The sequence below is a fragment of the Fructobacillus tropaeoli genome (assembly GCF_001047135.2).
Lineage (GTDB): Bacteria > Bacillota > Bacilli > Lactobacillales > Lactobacillaceae > Fructobacillus > Fructobacillus tropaeoli.
In genome coordinates this window covers 17,565-33,617 of record NZ_DF968084.1, presented here as the reverse complement: position 1 = coordinate 33,617, position 16,053 = coordinate 17,565, and the positions used below count along the sequence as shown (strand labels likewise).

18 protein-coding genes are annotated in these 16,053 nt (G+C 42.9%); 6 read left to right on the top strand and 12 right to left on the bottom strand.

Annotated elements, in window-relative coordinates; translation table 11 throughout:
- Nucleotides 1-107 precede the first annotated feature (107 nt).
- Both AOQ32_RS06085 and trhA read right to left on the bottom strand, forming a co-directional pair.
- Complete coding sequence (locus AOQ32_RS06085) at nucleotides 108-755, bottom strand: carbonic anhydrase family protein (RefSeq protein ID WP_059394040.1); 648 nt, start codon at nucleotides 753-755, stop codon at nucleotides 108-110.
- A gap of 20 nt (nucleotides 756-775) precedes the next feature.
- Entirely contained in the window at nucleotides 776-1,426 is a 651-nt protein-coding gene (trhA, locus tag AOQ32_RS06080) for a PAQR family membrane homeostasis protein TrhA (protein WP_059394039.1), read from the bottom strand.
- A 152-nt stretch (nucleotides 1,427-1,578) separates the two neighbouring features.
- Between trhA and AOQ32_RS06075 the strand changes: the two genes are divergently transcribed.
- Entirely contained in the window at nucleotides 1,579-1,926 is a 348-nt protein-coding gene (locus tag AOQ32_RS06075) for an iron-sulfur cluster biosynthesis family protein (RefSeq protein WP_059394038.1), read from the top strand.
- Nucleotides 1,927-2,018: 92 nt separating this feature from the next.
- Here the strand turns inward: AOQ32_RS06075 and AOQ32_RS06070 are convergent, their stop codons facing one another.
- From AOQ32_RS06070 to AOQ32_RS06055, 4 genes are read right to left on the bottom strand one after another with little or no spacing between them, the layout of a single operon-like run.
- The gene (locus tag AOQ32_RS06070) at nucleotides 2,019-2,912 is read right to left on the bottom strand and encodes a DegV family protein (RefSeq protein WP_059394037.1); all 894 of its coding nucleotides are present in this window, start codon (nucleotides 2,910-2,912) and stop codon (nucleotides 2,019-2,021) included.
- A 35-nt stretch (nucleotides 2,913-2,947) separates the two neighbouring features.
- The gene (locus AOQ32_RS06065; protein ID WP_059394036.1) at nucleotides 2,948-3,298 is read right to left on the bottom strand and encodes a fluoride efflux transporter FluC; all 351 of its coding nucleotides are present in this window, start codon (nucleotides 3,296-3,298) and stop codon (nucleotides 2,948-2,950) included.
- Entirely contained in the window at nucleotides 3,291-3,707 is a 417-nt protein-coding gene (locus tag AOQ32_RS06060) for a fluoride efflux transporter FluC (protein ID WP_059394035.1), read from the bottom strand. Before AOQ32_RS06060 ends, AOQ32_RS06065 begins: the two co-directional genes overlap by 8 nt.
- Before the next feature lie 50 nt (nucleotides 3,708-3,757).
- Entirely contained in the window at nucleotides 3,758-4,195 is a 438-nt protein-coding gene (locus AOQ32_RS06055) for an Rrf2 family transcriptional regulator (RefSeq protein WP_059394034.1), read from the bottom strand.
- Nucleotides 4,196-4,280: 85 nt separating this feature from the next.
- Between AOQ32_RS06055 and AOQ32_RS06050 the strand changes: the two genes are divergently transcribed.
- From AOQ32_RS06050 to AOQ32_RS06035, 4 genes are all read left to right on the top strand, one after another.
- The gene (locus AOQ32_RS06050; protein ID WP_059394033.1) at nucleotides 4,281-4,886 is read left to right on the top strand and encodes a nitroreductase family protein; all 606 of its coding nucleotides are present in this window, start codon (nucleotides 4,281-4,283) and stop codon (nucleotides 4,884-4,886) included.
- Nucleotides 4,887-5,222: 336 nt separating this feature from the next.
- A complete protein-coding gene (trpX, locus tag AOQ32_RS06045; protein ID WP_059394032.1) occupies nucleotides 5,223-6,224 on the top strand; it encodes a tryptophan ABC transporter substrate-binding protein in 1,002 nt (333 codons plus the stop codon).
- A complete protein-coding gene (locus AOQ32_RS06040) occupies nucleotides 6,224-7,123 on the top strand; it encodes an ABC transporter permease (protein WP_059394031.1) in 900 nt (299 codons plus the stop codon). Before trpX ends, AOQ32_RS06040 begins: the two co-directional genes overlap by 1 nt.
- Nucleotides 7,116-7,871: an ABC transporter ATP-binding protein gene (locus tag AOQ32_RS06035; RefSeq protein WP_059394030.1), complete on the top strand. Its 756-nt coding sequence runs from the start codon at nucleotides 7,116-7,118 to the stop codon at nucleotides 7,869-7,871. The genes AOQ32_RS06040 and AOQ32_RS06035 overlap by 8 nt, the downstream gene beginning before the upstream one ends.
- A gap of 140 nt (nucleotides 7,872-8,011) precedes the next feature.
- Here the strand turns inward: AOQ32_RS06035 and AOQ32_RS08590 are convergent, their stop codons facing one another.
- The 5 genes from AOQ32_RS08590 to tyrS form a co-directional block, all read right to left on the bottom strand.
- Nucleotides 8,012-8,617 carry a hypothetical protein gene (locus AOQ32_RS08590; protein WP_158531873.1) on the bottom strand — a complete coding sequence of 202 codons (606 nt, stop codon included), beginning with the start codon at nucleotides 8,615-8,617 and terminating at the stop codon, nucleotides 8,012-8,014.
- A 272-nt stretch (nucleotides 8,618-8,889) separates the two neighbouring features.
- Nucleotides 8,890-9,192, bottom strand: a complete 303-nt coding sequence (locus AOQ32_RS06025; protein WP_047975194.1) for a hypothetical protein — start codon at nucleotides 9,190-9,192, stop codon at nucleotides 8,890-8,892.
- A gap of 117 nt (nucleotides 9,193-9,309) precedes the next feature.
- Complete coding sequence (locus AOQ32_RS06020; protein WP_059394028.1) at nucleotides 9,310-10,098, bottom strand: ABC transporter permease subunit; 789 nt, start codon at nucleotides 10,096-10,098, stop codon at nucleotides 9,310-9,312.
- A 17-nt stretch (nucleotides 10,099-10,115) separates the two neighbouring features.
- Entirely contained in the window at nucleotides 10,116-11,027 is a 912-nt protein-coding gene (locus AOQ32_RS06015) for an ABC transporter ATP-binding protein (RefSeq protein ID WP_059394027.1), read from the bottom strand.
- A 430-nt stretch (nucleotides 11,028-11,457) separates the two neighbouring features.
- On the bottom strand, nucleotides 11,458-12,705 hold the full coding sequence (tyrS, locus tag AOQ32_RS06010; RefSeq protein ID WP_059394026.1) for a tyrosine--tRNA ligase: 1,248 nt from the start codon (nucleotides 12,703-12,705) through the stop codon (nucleotides 11,458-11,460).
- Nucleotides 12,706-13,177: 472 nt separating this feature from the next.
- On the opposite strand from tyrS, the gene AOQ32_RS06005 reads away from it, so the two are divergent.
- Complete coding sequence (locus AOQ32_RS06005; protein ID WP_059394025.1) at nucleotides 13,178-15,031, top strand: FAD/NAD(P)-binding protein; 1,854 nt, start codon at nucleotides 13,178-13,180, stop codon at nucleotides 15,029-15,031.
- A gap of 62 nt (nucleotides 15,032-15,093) precedes the next feature.
- Here AOQ32_RS06005 and AOQ32_RS06000 read toward each other — a convergent pair whose 3' ends face one another.
- The gene (locus AOQ32_RS06000) at nucleotides 15,094-15,987 is read right to left on the bottom strand and encodes an alpha/beta hydrolase (RefSeq protein ID WP_059394024.1); all 894 of its coding nucleotides are present in this window, start codon (nucleotides 15,985-15,987) and stop codon (nucleotides 15,094-15,096) included.
- Nucleotides 15,988-16,053: the final 66 nt, after the last annotated feature.

Genomic DNA, 16,053 nt, shown 5'->3' with positions numbered 1-16,053 from the left:
AAGAAGCTCCTCATTTGTTAGAGAAGCTCACTTTACATCTATCAATTTTAGTCTTAGATCAAAAAGAAAACAAACGGCATTGAAAAAAGCCCGAAGGGCTTTTGAACTTACTTTGAATGAGTCACCGTTGATAAGTGGTGATAAACCACCGTCCGCCCGGATAAGGGCTGGCAATCCCGGTAGTTATCCGGATAGGCTTCGGCAAAAGTTGCCAAATCTTTAGGACTTATCCCCACCGGTTTGTCTAACAAGAACCAATTTATGTCTTTTTTCAACGGCGGTGTGGTTAACGAGCCCGTATAGGTAAAGCAGCCCGTTTTTTCCACAGGCAGCAAATCCTGCAAATTGACGGTCTTTTTTTCTTCCGAAAAGAGCGGAGCGAAGATGACAGGTTGCTTTTCGTCGACTTCGGCAAAGGCCCCGACCACCATGGTTTGGCCAAGCTGATTTTGACAAACGATGTGAATCTCAGCCGCATCGCGCTGACCATCAATCAGGTGTTCAGCGCCATCATGAATATGAAAACGAACGACATTCCAAGTTTGCTGGTTTAAAATCAGCTGACCCTGACAATAAAATTGATCACCAATCACTTCCGGACTCTTCTTGACCGGTGTGTTTTGAAAATCAGTCCAATCAATCTGCCAGTCATCACCCGTGACAACGGCTGATTTTTCAATTGCAATTGGCGACTCTAGGTTGCTTAACGCAGTGGCTGTCCAGGCACTTTGAAAGTGATAATCCAGCTTTTCCATCTTTTTGACCTTCTTTCAATCTAAAGAGTTAGATATATTGAGCAGTACATGAGTCCGGCACCAACCAGCACAAAAACATGCCAGTAAACGTGACCCATGGGAATTTTTGGTACGAGGTAAAAAATGGTTCCAAGAGAGTATACCACACCACCGGCTAATAGTAACCAAAAGGCAGTCGGTGATAAAGCAGTCCACAATAATGGCATGGCAATAATAATTAACCAGCCCATCACCAGGTAAATCAGGACAGATAACCAAGGAAAGCGACCAACCAGAAACAAATCATAAATCAGACCGGCAATGGTCATCAATAGAATGGCGGACCAGATACCGATTCCCCAACCACCCTTCAAAACTAACCAAGTATAGGGCGTATAAGACCCTAATATCACAAAGTAAATACCGGCATGATCCATAAATTGAAAAATCTTGGCCGCTCTAGTAAAAACAAGTGAGTGAAAAAGTGTCGAAGCCAGTAAAAATAGTGATACCGAGGTCAAATAAATACTGACCGCCGCGATTTCAATGCCACTCGTCTGCCCATCACGGACGATTTTCAGCGCTAAAAAGACACTGGCGATAATGGCTAAGATAAAGCCAAGACCATGGGTAACGGCATTTAAAACCTCATAGACAATCTGATAAGCTTTTCCATGTTTTTTGATTTCCATTTTTTATAAAACCCCTTAAAAGTTGTCTGTCGCACGAATTTTCTCTATTGTCATCGTAAAAATAAAACAAATAACAACTATACCAATTGACAAACATTGTTAAACATTATATACTAATCTTGTTACTTAAAGATGAATTGGAGGAATATTTTATGAAATTGACTTTTACACCAGCAGCAGCTGACCGTTTGCAGAAGTTCTTAGGCGACGATGTCAAGATGGTCTTGGACTTTGACGACGGCGTTGGCCCATTCTCAGACGAAGCAAACTGCACCTTGGCTTTGTCATTTAACCTCGTGTTCGTCAATAAGGATACTGATTTGTCCGAATTTGGTGCGAAGATTGACTCAAACCTTGGTGAAATCTATGCTAAGCCTTATTCAACCGATCAAATGGACGAAGAAATGACCGTTGACGTCAATGAAAAGTACTTGCGTTACTCATTGGCTGGTCGCGGTGGCGAATTGGACCCAGCCTTGGGTATCAAAAAAGTTGCCTAACCCATCTTGATAGTCAGGCATTAACCAATATTTATCTGCTTACTAAAAAGTCAGCCGTTCGGCTGGCTTTTTATTTACTCTAAATCACTATTTCAGTCTTCTTTTGCCATGACTTGCCAATCATGTGACCAAATAACGGCCATTGCCCCATCTCCTGTATGCACACCAATGACGGGATCCATGCTGGCGCGATCAAAGGCAACCGTTGGATACTTGGCCTGAAAGTCCTTCAGCCATCTATCCCCTAATTTGGCATTATTACCATCGATAATATAAGCCCGAACTGGAAAATCAGCAGCTCTTAGGTAATCTTCAAAAGCTTCTTGAATCTGTTCCTTTGCCCCAGACATCTTTCGTGCTTTGCCAACGGCGCCAATCTTTCCATCCCCAACGATGTCAAAGGATAGGATTGGTTTAATATTCAATAAACCGCCAATAAGGGCTTGTCCACGAGATAGGCGTCCCGTTCGCTTCAGATGCGAAATATCGTTGACGACCAAACGAACGCCCAGGTCTTCACGGAAAGCCGCGAGCGCTTGGTCAATTTCGGCCAAAGTACGGCCCTTTTCGGCTAATTTAGCGGCCAACAAAGCTTGACTGGCCTGCCCCATGTTAGTCAATTTGGAATCGACTACAAGAATTTCTTCAAGGCCATCGAAACCATCAGCAACCAGCTTTGCCGTTTGAAAGGCACCTGAAATTCCTGAAGACAAGGTGATGATGATGGCTTCTGTATAGCCAGCTTGGACCGCCTGGTTCAAAGCCTGTTCCCATTCGGCTGGACTTGGTTGCGATGTCGTTGGCAAAACATCTTTTTTAGTCATTAATTCAACCAAATCAGCTAGAGAAGTTAAATCCTGGCCACCCATATAAGTTTCTTGGCCAAATAAAATCGGAATTGACACTTCCTCAATTCCATATGAACGGCGGATTTCGGCCGGCAACGCTGCCGATGAATCCACGATTATTGCTGTTTTCTTTGTCATAAGTTGCTCCTAATCCTAAGGGCTATTTTACCATACTAACGAACGGCCCCTGCTAGGACTTGACCCAAGAAGAAAGCAATGGCACCTGCGAGAACCTGCACGAATAAATAAAGCAGTTGCTTAAAGAGGCCATCTCTTTGCTTCGCCTGAGTCATCATCGTTGAAAAGGTGGTCAATCCACCCAAAAAACCAGTTTGCGTCAACAAGACAGCATGGGAGCCTTGACCGATACTTGAAAGAATCCCAAGTAAAAACGATCCAAGGATATTAACCGCCCAGACCCCGGTAAATAAATCAAAACGTTGCGGCCACCAAATCAGTAACAGGTAGCGTAAAAGAGCCCCGAGCCCGGCACCAATCATCACGAGCAGGTAGTTTTCAAGCATGGCTGACCCCCTTCTGATTTGGATTCAAAACGGCCCGAGCCGTTAACTGTCCGGCAATCACCAGTGCTAGACCACCAAAAAGCGAAAGGAAAAGATAAGAAAAGGCCAAAAATGGTTGATGCAGGCCGAGATGGAAGGTTTGTAAAATCATGGTTCCAAAGGTTGTAAACCCACCCATGATGCCGGTTCCCAAAAATGATTGCCAATAAGCGGGGCGTTCCATCTTGCCCACTAAATATGCCCCCAAAAAGGCCAATAAGAAAGCCCCGAGCCAATTAATCAGCATCGTCGTCAATGGCCATTCGCCAATGACTGGCACAAAGCTTAATAAATAGCGGAATAGGCCCCCAATCGCTCCCCCAAGGAAAACAACCAATCCTTCAATTTTTCGATTTGTTTCAACTGTCATGATGTCGCCTACTTTCTATATATAAGAAGATTCTATCACGCAATCATGGTTCAAATTGGGAGCGTTTGGTTCTTTTTAACGTCTTCGACGAGATCAAAAAGAGTCATTTCACCCATGACGGCCATCACCGCTTGGTCGATTTCACCATAATACTTTGACAGGGCCGAACCAATTGAAGAACCGACTGGACAGTCAGGGTTGGTGTGCTTATCCAAGGCAAAAACGGCTGCACAGTCCTCAACGGCCTGCAAGACCTCTGCAAAGGTAATGTCCTTACTATCTCTTGCCAGCACAGGACGGCCAGGATAAGGACCCTGCCGACACAAAATATTAGCATTCTGCAATTCAGCTAAAAGTGCTCGCACGCGTGACGGGTTAGTATTAATGGAACCCGCAATCGTAGCGGAGCTTAATGAATCTGTTGGGCGCGCGGTTGCCACATAAACAAGGATGTGGAGCGCATTTGTTAATCGTAATGATGGTTTCATAAAAATTAGTCCTTGTATTTTTCTAAAGTCTATTATAACATAGTGTTGTACTTTTAAAAAATACAACCAACAAGGAGACAGAAATATGTCAGAATTTTTAGATTTGCAAAAGAAGCGTCGCTCAATTTACGCCCTTGGTAAGGACGTTTCAAAGACTCCTGAAGAACTTAATTCAATTATTAAAGAAGCCATTGAAAACACACCATCAGCCTTTAACTCACAATCAACACAAGCCGTTGTTTTGACTGGTGCAGCACACGATCGTTTGTGGGATATCACATTAGCTGAATTGAAGAAGGTTTCTGCTGATGAAGAAGCCTTTGCTGCTACGAAGGCCAAGGTTGACGGTGCTTTCAAGGCCGGCTTTGGTACTGTTTTGTTCTATACTGATACAAACATCGTCAAGGGCTTGCAAGAAGGCTTCCCACTTTACGCTAACAACTTCCCTGATTGGGCAGAAGAAGCAGTTGGTATCTCACTTTACGCCGTTTGGTTGCGCTTAGCTGAAGAAGGCATTGGGGCTTCATTGCAGCACTACAACCCATTGATTGATGCAGCCGTTGCCAAGGAATTCAACTTGCCTGAAAACTGGACTTTGCGTGGTCAAATGCCATTTGGTTCAATCGTTGCTCCTGCAGGCGACAAGGACTACTTGGCAGAAGACGTTCGTTTCCGTTTCTTCCAAGACTAATTTTCTCTTAACGTTATTGTAGACTTTTCTGATAACTTTTTCATTTTTTCTTGACAGGCCTAGTCCCGTCTTGTATGCTTAACTTAACTTTTAGATGTTTTAAGGAGTCGCGTATGCGTCAGTTTGCTTCACAATCTAACCGCCAATGGTGGCGCCGGTAGGAAAGCAGCTCGTCGATTGGACAAGCTGTGACAACAGTTTTGTCCCAACCGGCTCTTTTGCAATGTTGCAATTCATTAAAAGTCTGTTTGGGTTTAATCACAATACCCAGGCAGGCTTTTCTTTTTGTCTAAAACTTGTCTGGGCCAGTATATTAGAAGTTTGAAGGAGTAAAAAATGAATAAACGTCTACTAACCGTGACATCATTCATCGCCCTTTTCCTAGTCGTTGCCTTTTTCACCACGGGCAATAGCAACACGAGTACGAAAAAAGGCATCCCCACTGTGGGTATTTTGCAATTAGTCACTCACCCTGCCTTGGATCAAATTCACCAAGGAGTAGTGGCCGGGCTGGCTGATGGTGGTTACAAAGCCGGCAAAAACGTGAAAATCGACTATCAAAACGCGCAAGCGGACCAAGCTAATTTGAAAACAATGGCACAAAACTTTGCCAATAAGAACGAAGACTTAACCGTTGGAATCGCTACGCCAGCAGCCCTTTCCTTAGCTAAGGCAGCTGATGGCAAGACCCCCGTTATCCTAGCAGGAATTACCAACCCTAGCGGCTCTAAGTTGGTGAAATCAGATGCTCATCCTGGCGCTAACATTACAGGGGTTGGTGGTGATTCTCCTTATGAAAAACAGGTTGCTGTCTTCAAGGAAGTCTTACCAAAGGCCAAGACAATCGGAATCGTTTCCACTTCTTCTGATGCTGGTGGTACTTATAATGCGAAAAAAATGGCCAATGCATTAAAAAAGGCCGGTTATCAAGTCAAAAACTATACGATTGCTTCCACTAATGACATGCAACAGGTTGCAACCACCATGGTCAGCCAAGTCGACGCTGTTTACGCACCGCAAGATAATGGTGTTGCCACGGCGATGAAGACTTTGGTTGCCGTCGCTAACCAAGCCCATGTAGCTGTGATTCCTGCCGCTGACTCAATGGTGAAAGACGGTGGTTTAGTTACTTTCTCTAATTCACAGTATGAAATTGGTTATCAGGCTGGTCGGATGGCTGCCCAAGTCCTTAGTGGCAAGAAGAAAACGGCCACGATGCCGGTTTACAACGTTACTAAGGGAAATTACGTCATCAACCAACAAACAGCGAAAACGCTTGGCATTACATTGCCTGCCGATATCGTTGCAAAGGCTGAAAAAGCTGGGGAGGTCTTCTAATGTCAATTGTTGTTTCGAGTATTTCTCAAGGGATCTTGTGGGCCGTTTTGGGCCTGGCCCTGTTCTTAACCTTTAGAATTTTAAACTTCGCTGATATGACGGTTGAAGGTTCCTTCCCACTTGGTGGTGCAACCGCTGTTGCCCTGATTGCCCATGGGACCAACCCTTATCTGGCAACATTAGCCGCCGTCTTCGTTGGTGCACTAGCCGGTTTAGTAACTGGTCTTCTGTATACCAAAGGTAAGATTCCGATTCTGCTATCCGGAATTTTGGTTATGACAGCCTGCCTGTCCATTAACCTCCGGATTATGGGCTCTGCCAACATTTCCCTCTTGAACCAAAAAACAATCTTCTCGTCACCATTCTTAGAAGGTCTACCAAAATACTTTGACGGCGTCTTTGTGGGCCTGATTATTATTGTTTTGATTACCCTCGCCTTAATCTGGTTCTTACAAACGGAACTCGGCCAAGCCTTCATCGCAACTGGCGATAACGCCAAGATGGCTGCCGCCTTTGGGATTAAAACTGATCAAATGACCATCATGGGTCTGATGGTCTCAAACGCCATGATCGCCTTTGGTGGCGCCGTTATTGCCCAAAACAACGGTTTTGCGGATATTAACATGGGAATCGGTATTATCGTCATTGCCCTGGCTTCGATTATTATTGGCGAAGTTGCCTTTGGTGATTTGTCATTAAATCAGCGTTTAGTGGCTGTCATTATCGGTTCCATTATTTATCGCCTGGTTTTGCTGGCCGTCTTGCAACTTGGCTTCTCAACCAATGACTTGAACCTGATTTCATCTATTATTCTGGCCATCGCGATGGTTTTGCCTCAAGTGCGCCATTATTTGAAATTAGACAAGATTTTGCAGTTAGGAGGACGGCATCATGACTAAACCTGTGATTACGCTGAAAGATGCAACCGTGACCGTCGGCAATCAAACCGAAATTTTAAAGCAGCTCAACCTAGAAATTTATCCCGGTGATTTTATCACTGTCTTAGGGACCAATGGGGCTGGGAAGTCGACTTTGTTCAACGCCATTTCTGGAGATCTCGCACTTAGTTCCGGATCTGTCTATCACCAGGGCAAAGATATCACCAACCTGCCAGCCGTTAAGCGGACCGCCTTTTTGGCCCGGGTTTTCCAGGATCCAAAGATGGGGACGGCCCCCCGGATGACGGTTGCCGAAAACCTCCTCTTGGCTGAGAAACGTGGTTCACGACGGACATTAAGAAACCGTCACCTCACCAGTCAAAAGCTGGATTTCTACCATGAAATCACCGAAAAGATGGGTAACAACCTTGAAAATCGTTTGCAGACAGCTGCTGGCTCTCTTTCTGGGGGCCAACGACAGGCCTTATCTTTTCTAATGGCTATTCAGGTGAAACCGGAGCTTTTGCTCTTAGACGAGCACACAGCCGCCTTAGATCCCAAGACTTCGGCACAACTAATGGATGCCACAAACCACCAGGTTGTCGATAATCATCTGACAGCTTTGATGATTACCCATAATTTGGCAGACGCCCTCACCTATGGCAATCGCCTGATTGTTTTAAACGCTGGTAAGATTGTCTTAGATGTTAAAGACCAAGAAAAAAAGGACCTAAGTGAAGAGGACCTTCTTGAATACTTTGTTCACTAAAATGAGGCTTCACAAATAATCAGTGATAACCATTTTGACTAGTACTCACTACATCAAAAATAAAAAGAAAACATGTTTTCTTAAAAAGCTCTGATTGTGATTCGGAGCTTTTTTATTTACCAGAATTTGTATAGACGATTTTAAGTAATCAATGTGTAATGCCCTGAAGGCTCCACCCGGTAAAGACCCGCTGTACCTGTGCCTCCATCCAACCGATAAGCTTTAATAATCAACTTGACAATGAAATCTTTTGGATTACTTTCATCATTGAATACATCAAATTCCAAAGCATTTAAGTATGATCCAACCGACTTATAAGCTTCCTTAATAACATCAACCGCATCCTGACCATTGCTAACTGCATGCCCTTGGCCCTCTATGGTTGCTGATGGTACATCTGAGGCGCTCGATTCACCAGTACTTGCACTATTTCCAGTACTGCTGGCATTTGCCGTCGAAGATGCGGAAGATTCGCTGGCACTCATACCCTCTCCAGCACTGCTGACATTTGCCGTCGAAGATGCGGAAGGTTCGCTGGCACTCATACCCTCTCCAGCACTGTTTGCATTAGTCGTCGAAGATGCGGATGATTCGCCAGCGCTTGCGCTATTTCCAGCACTGCTAGCATTATCCGCAGAGGAAACTGGGGATACACTGCTTGAATTGGCTACAGAAGATGCAACCTTTTTTGCATTCTTCGCATTGCCAATAGCAAAAAGAACAGTCCCACATGTCAGTACAATCATGGTTAGCACAACAACAATTTTTTTCATTAAACCCCCACTATCTTAAAATCACTTCTTTTCATATAAACTATTAAAATATTAATGGTCGTCTATCTTATTTCGAATGACTACAAAAGGAAACCCAGTAATATAACTTCTATCATCAAGTTTTCCATGGTCTCGAATCTCGAGAGCAAAGTAAAAGGACTAAAACCGATTAAATATCGGGCATCAGTCCTAAAGGCTATTCAGTGACATCCCCTTATCTTGAGGGACGAATCACTTTTTACTTTTTAAAATTCCATCCCAGAACCATTAGTATTAATCCGATCAAAAACTTCAAAAAGATGTTCTCGCTCGGTTAACCGGTACTTTTTACTTTTGCGATCAAAGATGATTTCTGATTTAACCTCATCTTCGACCTGCAAGTCCGCAAGAAACTCACGAATCGCGGCAATATCACGCTGAACGGTCTTGCGACCAACGAAAAAGAGGTTTTCGATTTCATCTACGCCCATTGATTGCTTGGAAATCAGGACGGAATAAAGACGTAAAATCCGTTGCTTGTCATTATATGCTGGTGGTTTTCTTGACATAAGATTTCTCCTAACCCTATTTTATCAAAGCCAAACAGAAAGAAAAGACCTGTTTTTAGAATTATTCGCATGTATGTACTAAAAAAGACTGCTTAAGCAGTCTTTTTTATTTTTAAATTAGACAGAACGTCGGTTGAAAATCCAGTAAGCCAAGGCGTACATCACCAAGACATAGGCACCATAAACGACGAAGAGCACCCAAGAACCAGCACCAAAGTAAGAATGGATAGTTTTATTAAAGTCTGAAGTACCAGTGTAGTAAGAAACAACATTTTGGACCGTCAATGGGTTCCACTTTAATGGAGCCCACAGTTGAATCAGTGCAGAGGTCACTGCTGACAAGATATTGGTTGCCACTAATATCACAACCCCCAAAGAAATGGCTGCCGCAGAAGACTTGGCAATATTTGAAACCAAAAGAACAATAGCCATTACGAATAATGAACCAATAAAGCTCATCAACAAGGCAAATAGGAATGCCTTCCAATCAAGGGATGTGTAATAAGTCGTATAAATCTTTTCAGTTGAGCCATCATGCATTGCCCGGTAAATTAAACGACCGATTGCGGTTCCAGCGAGTGAAAAAACAATCAAGAGGAAATATTCAACAATGACCGTAATAATCTTAGCTAAGAAAATCTGAAGCCGTGAATATTGCCGTGAAAGCAAAGGTCGGATAGTACCAAAAGTAAATTCTTGTGTAAATGACAAGGCTGTTAAGACCAACATTCCAATCGTAACAATGATGCTTGATCCACCCAAGGAACCGTACATTGTTGCTTGACTAGCCATTGGCGTAAAACTAGTCAAAGTAATAATTGGTAGAACAAAGGCGATAATCGCCCAGATATAGACCCGGTTTTGCTTCCAGGCCTTCATTGCTTCTTGCTTTAATAACGTAAACATGAATTCTCCTTCGTTGACTAGGCCCGAGTGGCGTCAGTTGACAATACAGATAACAAATGATCCTCTAAGTTGCCTTGACCAGTTTGAATATCCGTTACTTCAAGCCCTTCATCAGTGGCTAGTTTCAACACTTTTTGTGCTGTCACATCGCCCTGAACAGCAATCAAGACACGGTCATCGCCCATTGAGGCGTCCCAACCGGCAGCCTTAGCTGCAGCCAACATCTTATCATTATCATTGGTTTGAACCTTGACCTGTGTCTTTCCTTCGGCCAAGAAGTCCACCATCTTTTCACGACGCAAGACTTTTCCCTTGTTAATGATCACAACATCATCAGCCAAACGTTGCAATTCATCCAACAAGTGTGAAGAGATCAAGAAGGCTACACCCTTGTCAGCTAGTGAACGAATCAAGGCACGAATGTCACGAACAGACTGTGGATCCAAACCGTTCATTGGTTCATCCAAAACAACAAATTTTGGATTACGAATTAAGGCGATGGCAATCCCAAGGCGTTGCTTCATTCCCAATGAGAATTTCTTTGCCTTACGCTTACCAAACTTTTCGCCGTCGATTCCAGTAATCTTCATCAATTCATCGATGTCTGCATGATCCTTGGCATCCATGGCATAGTATGTCATATGGTCACGTGCAGTGAAATTAGGGTAAATTGCTGGATATTCAATCAAATTACCCATCCTTGCCAATGACTTATTCTTGGCAAAGCGGATGCGTTCATCATCAAAAATGATTTCCCCATCGCTATAAGACATTAATCCAGTAATGGCGCGCATTGCTGTCGACTTCCCAGCCCCGTTAGGACCAATCAACCCAACAATTCGCCCAGGTTCTACGGAAAACGAAACGTTATCCAAAGCCTGGTAAGAACCGAAGTTCTTTGACACGTGATGCAGTTCTAGTAATGACATTAACTATGTCTCCTTTGTCTTGATACTGATCTGAGGATGATTTCTGCGCTACCGGTCTTTGTTTTTGACAGTTTTAACACCATCGCAAAAATCAGTCTCTGCGCCCATTATAACAAAGACCCACACGCATTCAAAAGCCCAGCACCCATCACCAATAAAGTTTCAGGTAGTAAAAGGCCCCCTGATAAAAATCAGGGGGTCGTCCATCTGCTGAACCTCCACCTCGGCACGGGAGAGAAGGTATAAATTAGGTTTAGAGAGAAGTATTTATAGATGTGCCGAGATGAAGTTTTTGATGTCCGATATATCGCTATATCGATAATGTAAGTATAGGGAATTGAGATTAAACTAAAATTAAAGAAAAAGATTTCTTTTTATTTATTTTTTTTAAAAGAAAAAAGGCCCCTAAAGGCCTTATAATCCACTTTTCTTACTTAACCGTTCCCAAGAAATACTTCTTCTTACCGCGTCGTACTAAGATATATTGACCATCATAACTGGCGCTTGGATCAACTTCGGCTTCAACGTCTGTTTCCTTTTGACCATTAATAGTAATCGCACCGTTCGTCACGTCTTCACGGGCCTGACGCTTAGACTTTTCAATGCCAGCGTCAACTAAGAAATCAACTACATTTTGCTTAGCATTAGTTGTTTCAAATCCTGGAACACCCGCAAAAACATCGCGAATTTGTTGGACAGAAAGTGCTGCAACATCACCCGAGAACAAGGCCTTGGACAGCGCTTCTGCCTCTTCCACGGCTGCTTGACCGTGAACAAAGGCTGTCACTTCTTCCGCTAAGCGCTTTTGGCCAAGACGAGCACCAGGATTTTCAGCAACTTCCTTTTCCAAATCAGCAATTTCTTCGGGGCTCAAGAACGTGAAATACTTTAGATACTTCACGACGTCTTCATCACGCTGGTTATACCAGAACTGGTAGAACGTATATGGTGATGTCTTTTCTGCGTTCAGCCAAATGGCATTCCCTTCTGATTTTCCGAACTTCTTTCCAGTAGAATCCGTCATCAATGGAATGGTCAATCCAAAAGCTGGTGCATCGGAACCTTCAACCGTATGAATCAAATCAACACCGGCAGTGATGTTCCCCCATTGGTCGGAACCACCGATTTGCAAACGCACGTTTTCTTCGCGCCAAAGATGCAAGAAATCAATGGCTTGTAAAATCTGGTAAGTAAATTCCGTATAAGAAATCCCTGTTTCCAAACGAGAAGCAACGACATCCTTCTTCAGCATGACATTCACGGAGAACAGCTTGCCGTAATCTCGCAAGAATTCTGGCAAAGTCATTGGGCTCAACCAATCGGCATTATTAACGATTGTTGTATCATCGGAACCAAATAACTTAGTCACTTGGGCTGCAATGCCCTTTTCATTCACTTTCAACTGTTCTTCTGATAGCAATTGACGTTCAGTTGTTGGTCGAGGGTCCCCAATTGATCCGGTTGCCCCACCAACAATAATCACGGCCTTTCCGCCTGCTTTTTGGAAACGCTTCAAAACCATAAATGGAATCAAATGTCCCAAGTGAAGGGAGTCGGCCGTTGGATCAGTGCCGACATAAGCCCCGATTTGGCCGGCTTTCATCGCCTTCAACAGACCCTCTTCATCAGTAACCTGGTTTAACGCCCCACGCCACTTCAAATCTTCAATAAAATTCATTTTACTTTCCTCCATTTGATTACCGGCACGTTCGTCTCAGCTAAAAATCAGGACAAAAAAAGCCCTAATCATCACTGATTAGGGCGAATTGTCCGCGGTACCACCTAAATTGCCTCTTTAAGGCCACTCATTTAGTCTTAACGCGACTCGACGTCATCGTTTCCTGTTGTGTAACTCAGTTTAAGAATGGGTTAGCTTACAGCGACCGCTAACTTTCTGTTTTTTCCATGGAAGTAAACTTTTGCCAACAGATGATAGGTCTATTATAACAAATTCCTTTTTTATTTGGGATTTACTTTGATTAGTTACCTTTTTTTTCAATCATATTTAGAGTAGAATTAGTTTAAGAAATATTATAAATTTTAGACACATTAGTTGTAATGTTTCTAACTTATTTTTTCAAAAATTCATTTTCATAGCTAGCGCTTACTTTATCGTTGGCTTTTTATTTTCACTTGATACAGGAGTCCCCATGCAAATTGCTTTAATTGGAGCGGGTCCGAGAAATCTTGCTATTCTCGACCGCCTTATTCAAAAAGCTGATTCAAACCAGGCCTTAACAATTAATATTTTCGACCCTTACCCGGTTGGTGGTCGCGTTTGGAATCCTTTTTTTGAAAATAATCAAACTTATTTAATGAATACAAATCCCAACCAGGTGACGTTATTTAATGATTATGATATTGGTCAACGTCGCGGTGAAGATTTAACGCCAAACCTACTTACTTGGGCCCAATCTTATGCCCTGCCCTTCTTAAAACAACATCACGAATATCCAATGGCTTATCGTGAGGAAGTTTTATCACTAACATCAATGACTGCCTATGCTTCCCGCGGTTTAATGGGTGTCTATGCGGCTTGGTTCTTTGAAGAAATTCTAAATAACTGCCCAAGTAACCTTTCAGTGCGCTTTCACCAGGTCGCCGTCAAAAGCTTATTAGAAGCTAATCCAGGTTTTAACATCACGACTACCGATTATAATCATTTTTTTGCTGACAAAGTCGTCTTGGCACTTGGTCACCTTGATGCCGAGTTAAGTGAAAAGAAGAAAGATTTGGAAAAGTTTGCAAAAGAAAAAGGCTTTCACTATTATCCTGCCTCTCACCCGGCGGAAAATGACTTTTCTAGCCTGAACGAAAATGATACTGTTTTGGTTCAAGGTCTTGGTCTCTCCTTTTTTGATGATCTCCTGTCTTTGACAGCTGGTAAAGGTGGTTTCTTTTTGACTAAAAAAGATGGTTCACTTGTTTACCATCCATCTGGTCATGAACCACATTTGATCATTGGTTCTGGCTCTGGGCTTCCACCCCGAGCACACGGGCTTAACCAAAAAGGAGCAAACGAGCTGTATCAACCACGATTCTTCACGCTCGAGCGCATGCAGCGCATTGCGAAAGATTGCGGTGGTCACCTGCCCTACAATACTTTCCGCCATGTCTTAGATCAAGAGATGACCTACAAGTATCTAACTAACCAAGTAAACCTGCTTGATAAGCTATCTGATACAGAAAGAGAAGAAATTTTGGATTTTCTAGAAAATCCAAAAAATTGGCAGCATGTTAACGAAAAGTTTCATCTAAAATTAGATGTGCACATTTCTTGGGAAAAGGAAGCAACCCCCTCCCGCGACGTAACTTCTCTTTCTGCTTTCCGGAAATTCTTCGTTCAACATTTAAAAGAAGATATTGATTCTGCCGCCTTAGGTAATGACAAATCACCGCTAACGGGCGCCTATGACATTCTTCGTGATGTTCGTGGTACTGTACGAACACTTTATAATGACCGTCTTTTTGATGAAGATGATTATCAAAAACTCTTAACTGACTTCAAGCTTTTTGATACGCAGCTATCGGTTGGACCACCATTAATTCGAACACGGCAACTTTTGGCCTTAATTAAAGCTAAGCAAGTCACTATTGCTGGTCCAAATTTCAGTGTTGCTCATGATCAACAATTCTTTACCGCAACTGACCGATTTGATGAACATTATCAAGGAACTGCCCTCATTGAGGCACGACTTGGTCGGCCTGATTTCCGCACAGCTAAGAGCCCATTGCTAAAATCTCTCCGTCAGCACGGATTAATTGTTGGTGATAATCGAATTATTAACCAGGATGGTACTGCTCCTTTAGCCAATACCATTAAAGTTGATCTGAAAACATTTACGGTTTATAACAAGGAAAATCAGTTAATTCCCAACCTGTTTGTCACTGGCGTCCCTCTGGAAGGCCAAAGTTGGTTCACCACAGTAATCCCCCGACCACACGTGCAAACAATCGCTTTCACTGAAGCAGCTACCGTTGTTAACCAAATTTTAAACCAATAAAAAGAAGGTAGGATTTGATTCCTACCTTCTTTTTATGTTCTAAATTTTCTTAAGCGTTGGTTTCAATCTTTATCTTTCAAGAAAGCCAGTTTTTCTTGGTAAATAACCGGTGTATCATAATCAAAAATACCATGGTGGCCGCCTGCGATGATATGGCAGGTGGCTTTTTTTTCTGTCATTTTCTGATAACGAGCAATCAAATCAATGCTTTGTTGATGAGGCACAACTTGATCAGCACTGCCTGCATAAGCTAATACAGCTGGCGTCTTTTGAGTAAAGTAGTTGGCTGGATTTGCCTGGCTAACACCGATTGGATTTTCAGCCACTGCTAAACCTGCTAAGGCTAATCCTTCAAACGAAATTGCTTGGCCAGATTCGGCATATTTAGGTTGAATGCCCTCTTCTTGAAACTGTCGGGCGAATTGATCAAATTCATAAGGTCCATAATTGGCAATTACATGTTTAATTTCTGGCAAATCAGTTAAATCATCGGGTGCTGCAATCCGTCCTAATTTCACTTTGGCCGTTACGGATGCGGCTGTCAGCATTGCCAGCTGAGCGCCTGAAGATTCTCCGATTAAATCAACACTATTAGCTTCTAACTGATACTTTTGTGCATCTTTTTTAGCTTTTACCAAAACCGCTCGAATTTCTGCTACTTGCTTTGGAAAAGAAAATGATTTGGTTGAGATAAGTGCATAGTTCATTGAAATGACGGCATAACCTTCTTTAACAAATTTCAATGAAGGCCCTAATTTAAAGGATGATTTCACCCCTCGAACTAAGCCACCCCCTTGAAGATCCAAAATAATTGAGTGTGCTCCGCCACCCGCTGGTAGGTAAATATCAAAAAGTTGATAATCTTCTGGACCGTATTTTTGATTTTCAATAACACGACCAACGTAATCAGGCACTTCAACAGGATCGATTGTCACCTGTGCATCTTTAAATAACATTTTCCCATCCTTTCTGTGTTTCACGTGAAACAGCCGGTAAAATGTTTCACGTGAAACACCACCAAA

Excerpts from the sequence above, each read along its gene's own strand:
- AOQ32_RS06040 (WP_059394031.1), top strand. The coding sequence starts at position 6,224 with ATGTCAATTGTTGTTTCGAGTATTTCTCAAGGGATCTTGTGGGCCGTT.
- AOQ32_RS06065 (WP_059394036.1), bottom strand. The coding sequence starts at position 3,298 with ATGCTTGAAAACTACCTGCTCGTGATGATTGGTGCCGGGCTCGGGGCT.
- AOQ32_RS06060 (WP_059394035.1), bottom strand. The coding sequence starts at position 3,707 with ATGACAGTTGAAACAAATCGAAAAATTGAAGGATTGGTTGTTTTCCTT.
- AOQ32_RS08590 (WP_158531873.1), bottom strand. The coding sequence starts at position 8,617 with ATGATTGTACTGACATGTGGGACTGTTCTTTTTGCTATTGGCAATGCG.
- AOQ32_RS06020 (WP_059394028.1), bottom strand. The coding sequence starts at position 10,098 with ATGTTTACGTTATTAAAGCAAGAAGCAATGAAGGCCTGGAAGCAAAAC.
- AOQ32_RS06000 (WP_059394024.1), bottom strand. The coding sequence starts at position 15,987 with ATGTTATTTAAAGATGCACAGGTGACAATCGATCCTGTTGAAGTGCCT.
- trhA (WP_059394039.1), bottom strand. The coding sequence starts at position 1,426 with ATGGAAATCAAAAAACATGGAAAAGCTTATCAGATTGTCTATGAGGTT.
- AOQ32_RS06005 (WP_059394025.1), top strand. The coding sequence starts at position 13,178 with ATGCAAATTGCTTTAATTGGAGCGGGTCCGAGAAATCTTGCTATTCTC.
- AOQ32_RS06025 (WP_047975194.1), bottom strand. The coding sequence starts at position 9,192 with ATGTCAAGAAAACCACCAGCATATAATGACAAGCAACGGATTTTACGT.
- AOQ32_RS06050 (WP_059394033.1), top strand. The coding sequence starts at position 4,281 with ATGTCAGAATTTTTAGATTTGCAAAAGAAGCGTCGCTCAATTTACGCC.
- AOQ32_RS06035 (WP_059394030.1), top strand. The coding sequence starts at position 7,116 with ATGACTAAACCTGTGATTACGCTGAAAGATGCAACCGTGACCGTCGGC.
- AOQ32_RS06015 (WP_059394027.1), bottom strand. The coding sequence starts at position 11,027 with ATGTCATTACTAGAACTGCATCACGTGTCAAAGAACTTCGGTTCTTAC.
- AOQ32_RS06075 (WP_059394038.1), top strand. The coding sequence starts at position 1,579 with ATGAAATTGACTTTTACACCAGCAGCAGCTGACCGTTTGCAGAAGTTC.
- AOQ32_RS06055 (WP_059394034.1), bottom strand. The coding sequence starts at position 4,195 with ATGAAACCATCATTACGATTAACAAATGCGCTCCACATCCTTGTTTAT.
- trpX (WP_059394032.1), top strand. The coding sequence starts at position 5,223 with ATGAATAAACGTCTACTAACCGTGACATCATTCATCGCCCTTTTCCTA.
- tyrS (WP_059394026.1), bottom strand. The coding sequence starts at position 12,705 with ATGAATTTTATTGAAGATTTGAAGTGGCGTGGGGCGTTAAACCAGGTT.
- AOQ32_RS06085 (WP_059394040.1), bottom strand. The coding sequence starts at position 755 with ATGGAAAAGCTGGATTATCACTTTCAAAGTGCCTGGACAGCCACTGCG.
- AOQ32_RS06070 (WP_059394037.1), bottom strand. The coding sequence starts at position 2,912 with ATGACAAAGAAAACAGCAATAATCGTGGATTCATCGGCAGCGTTGCCG.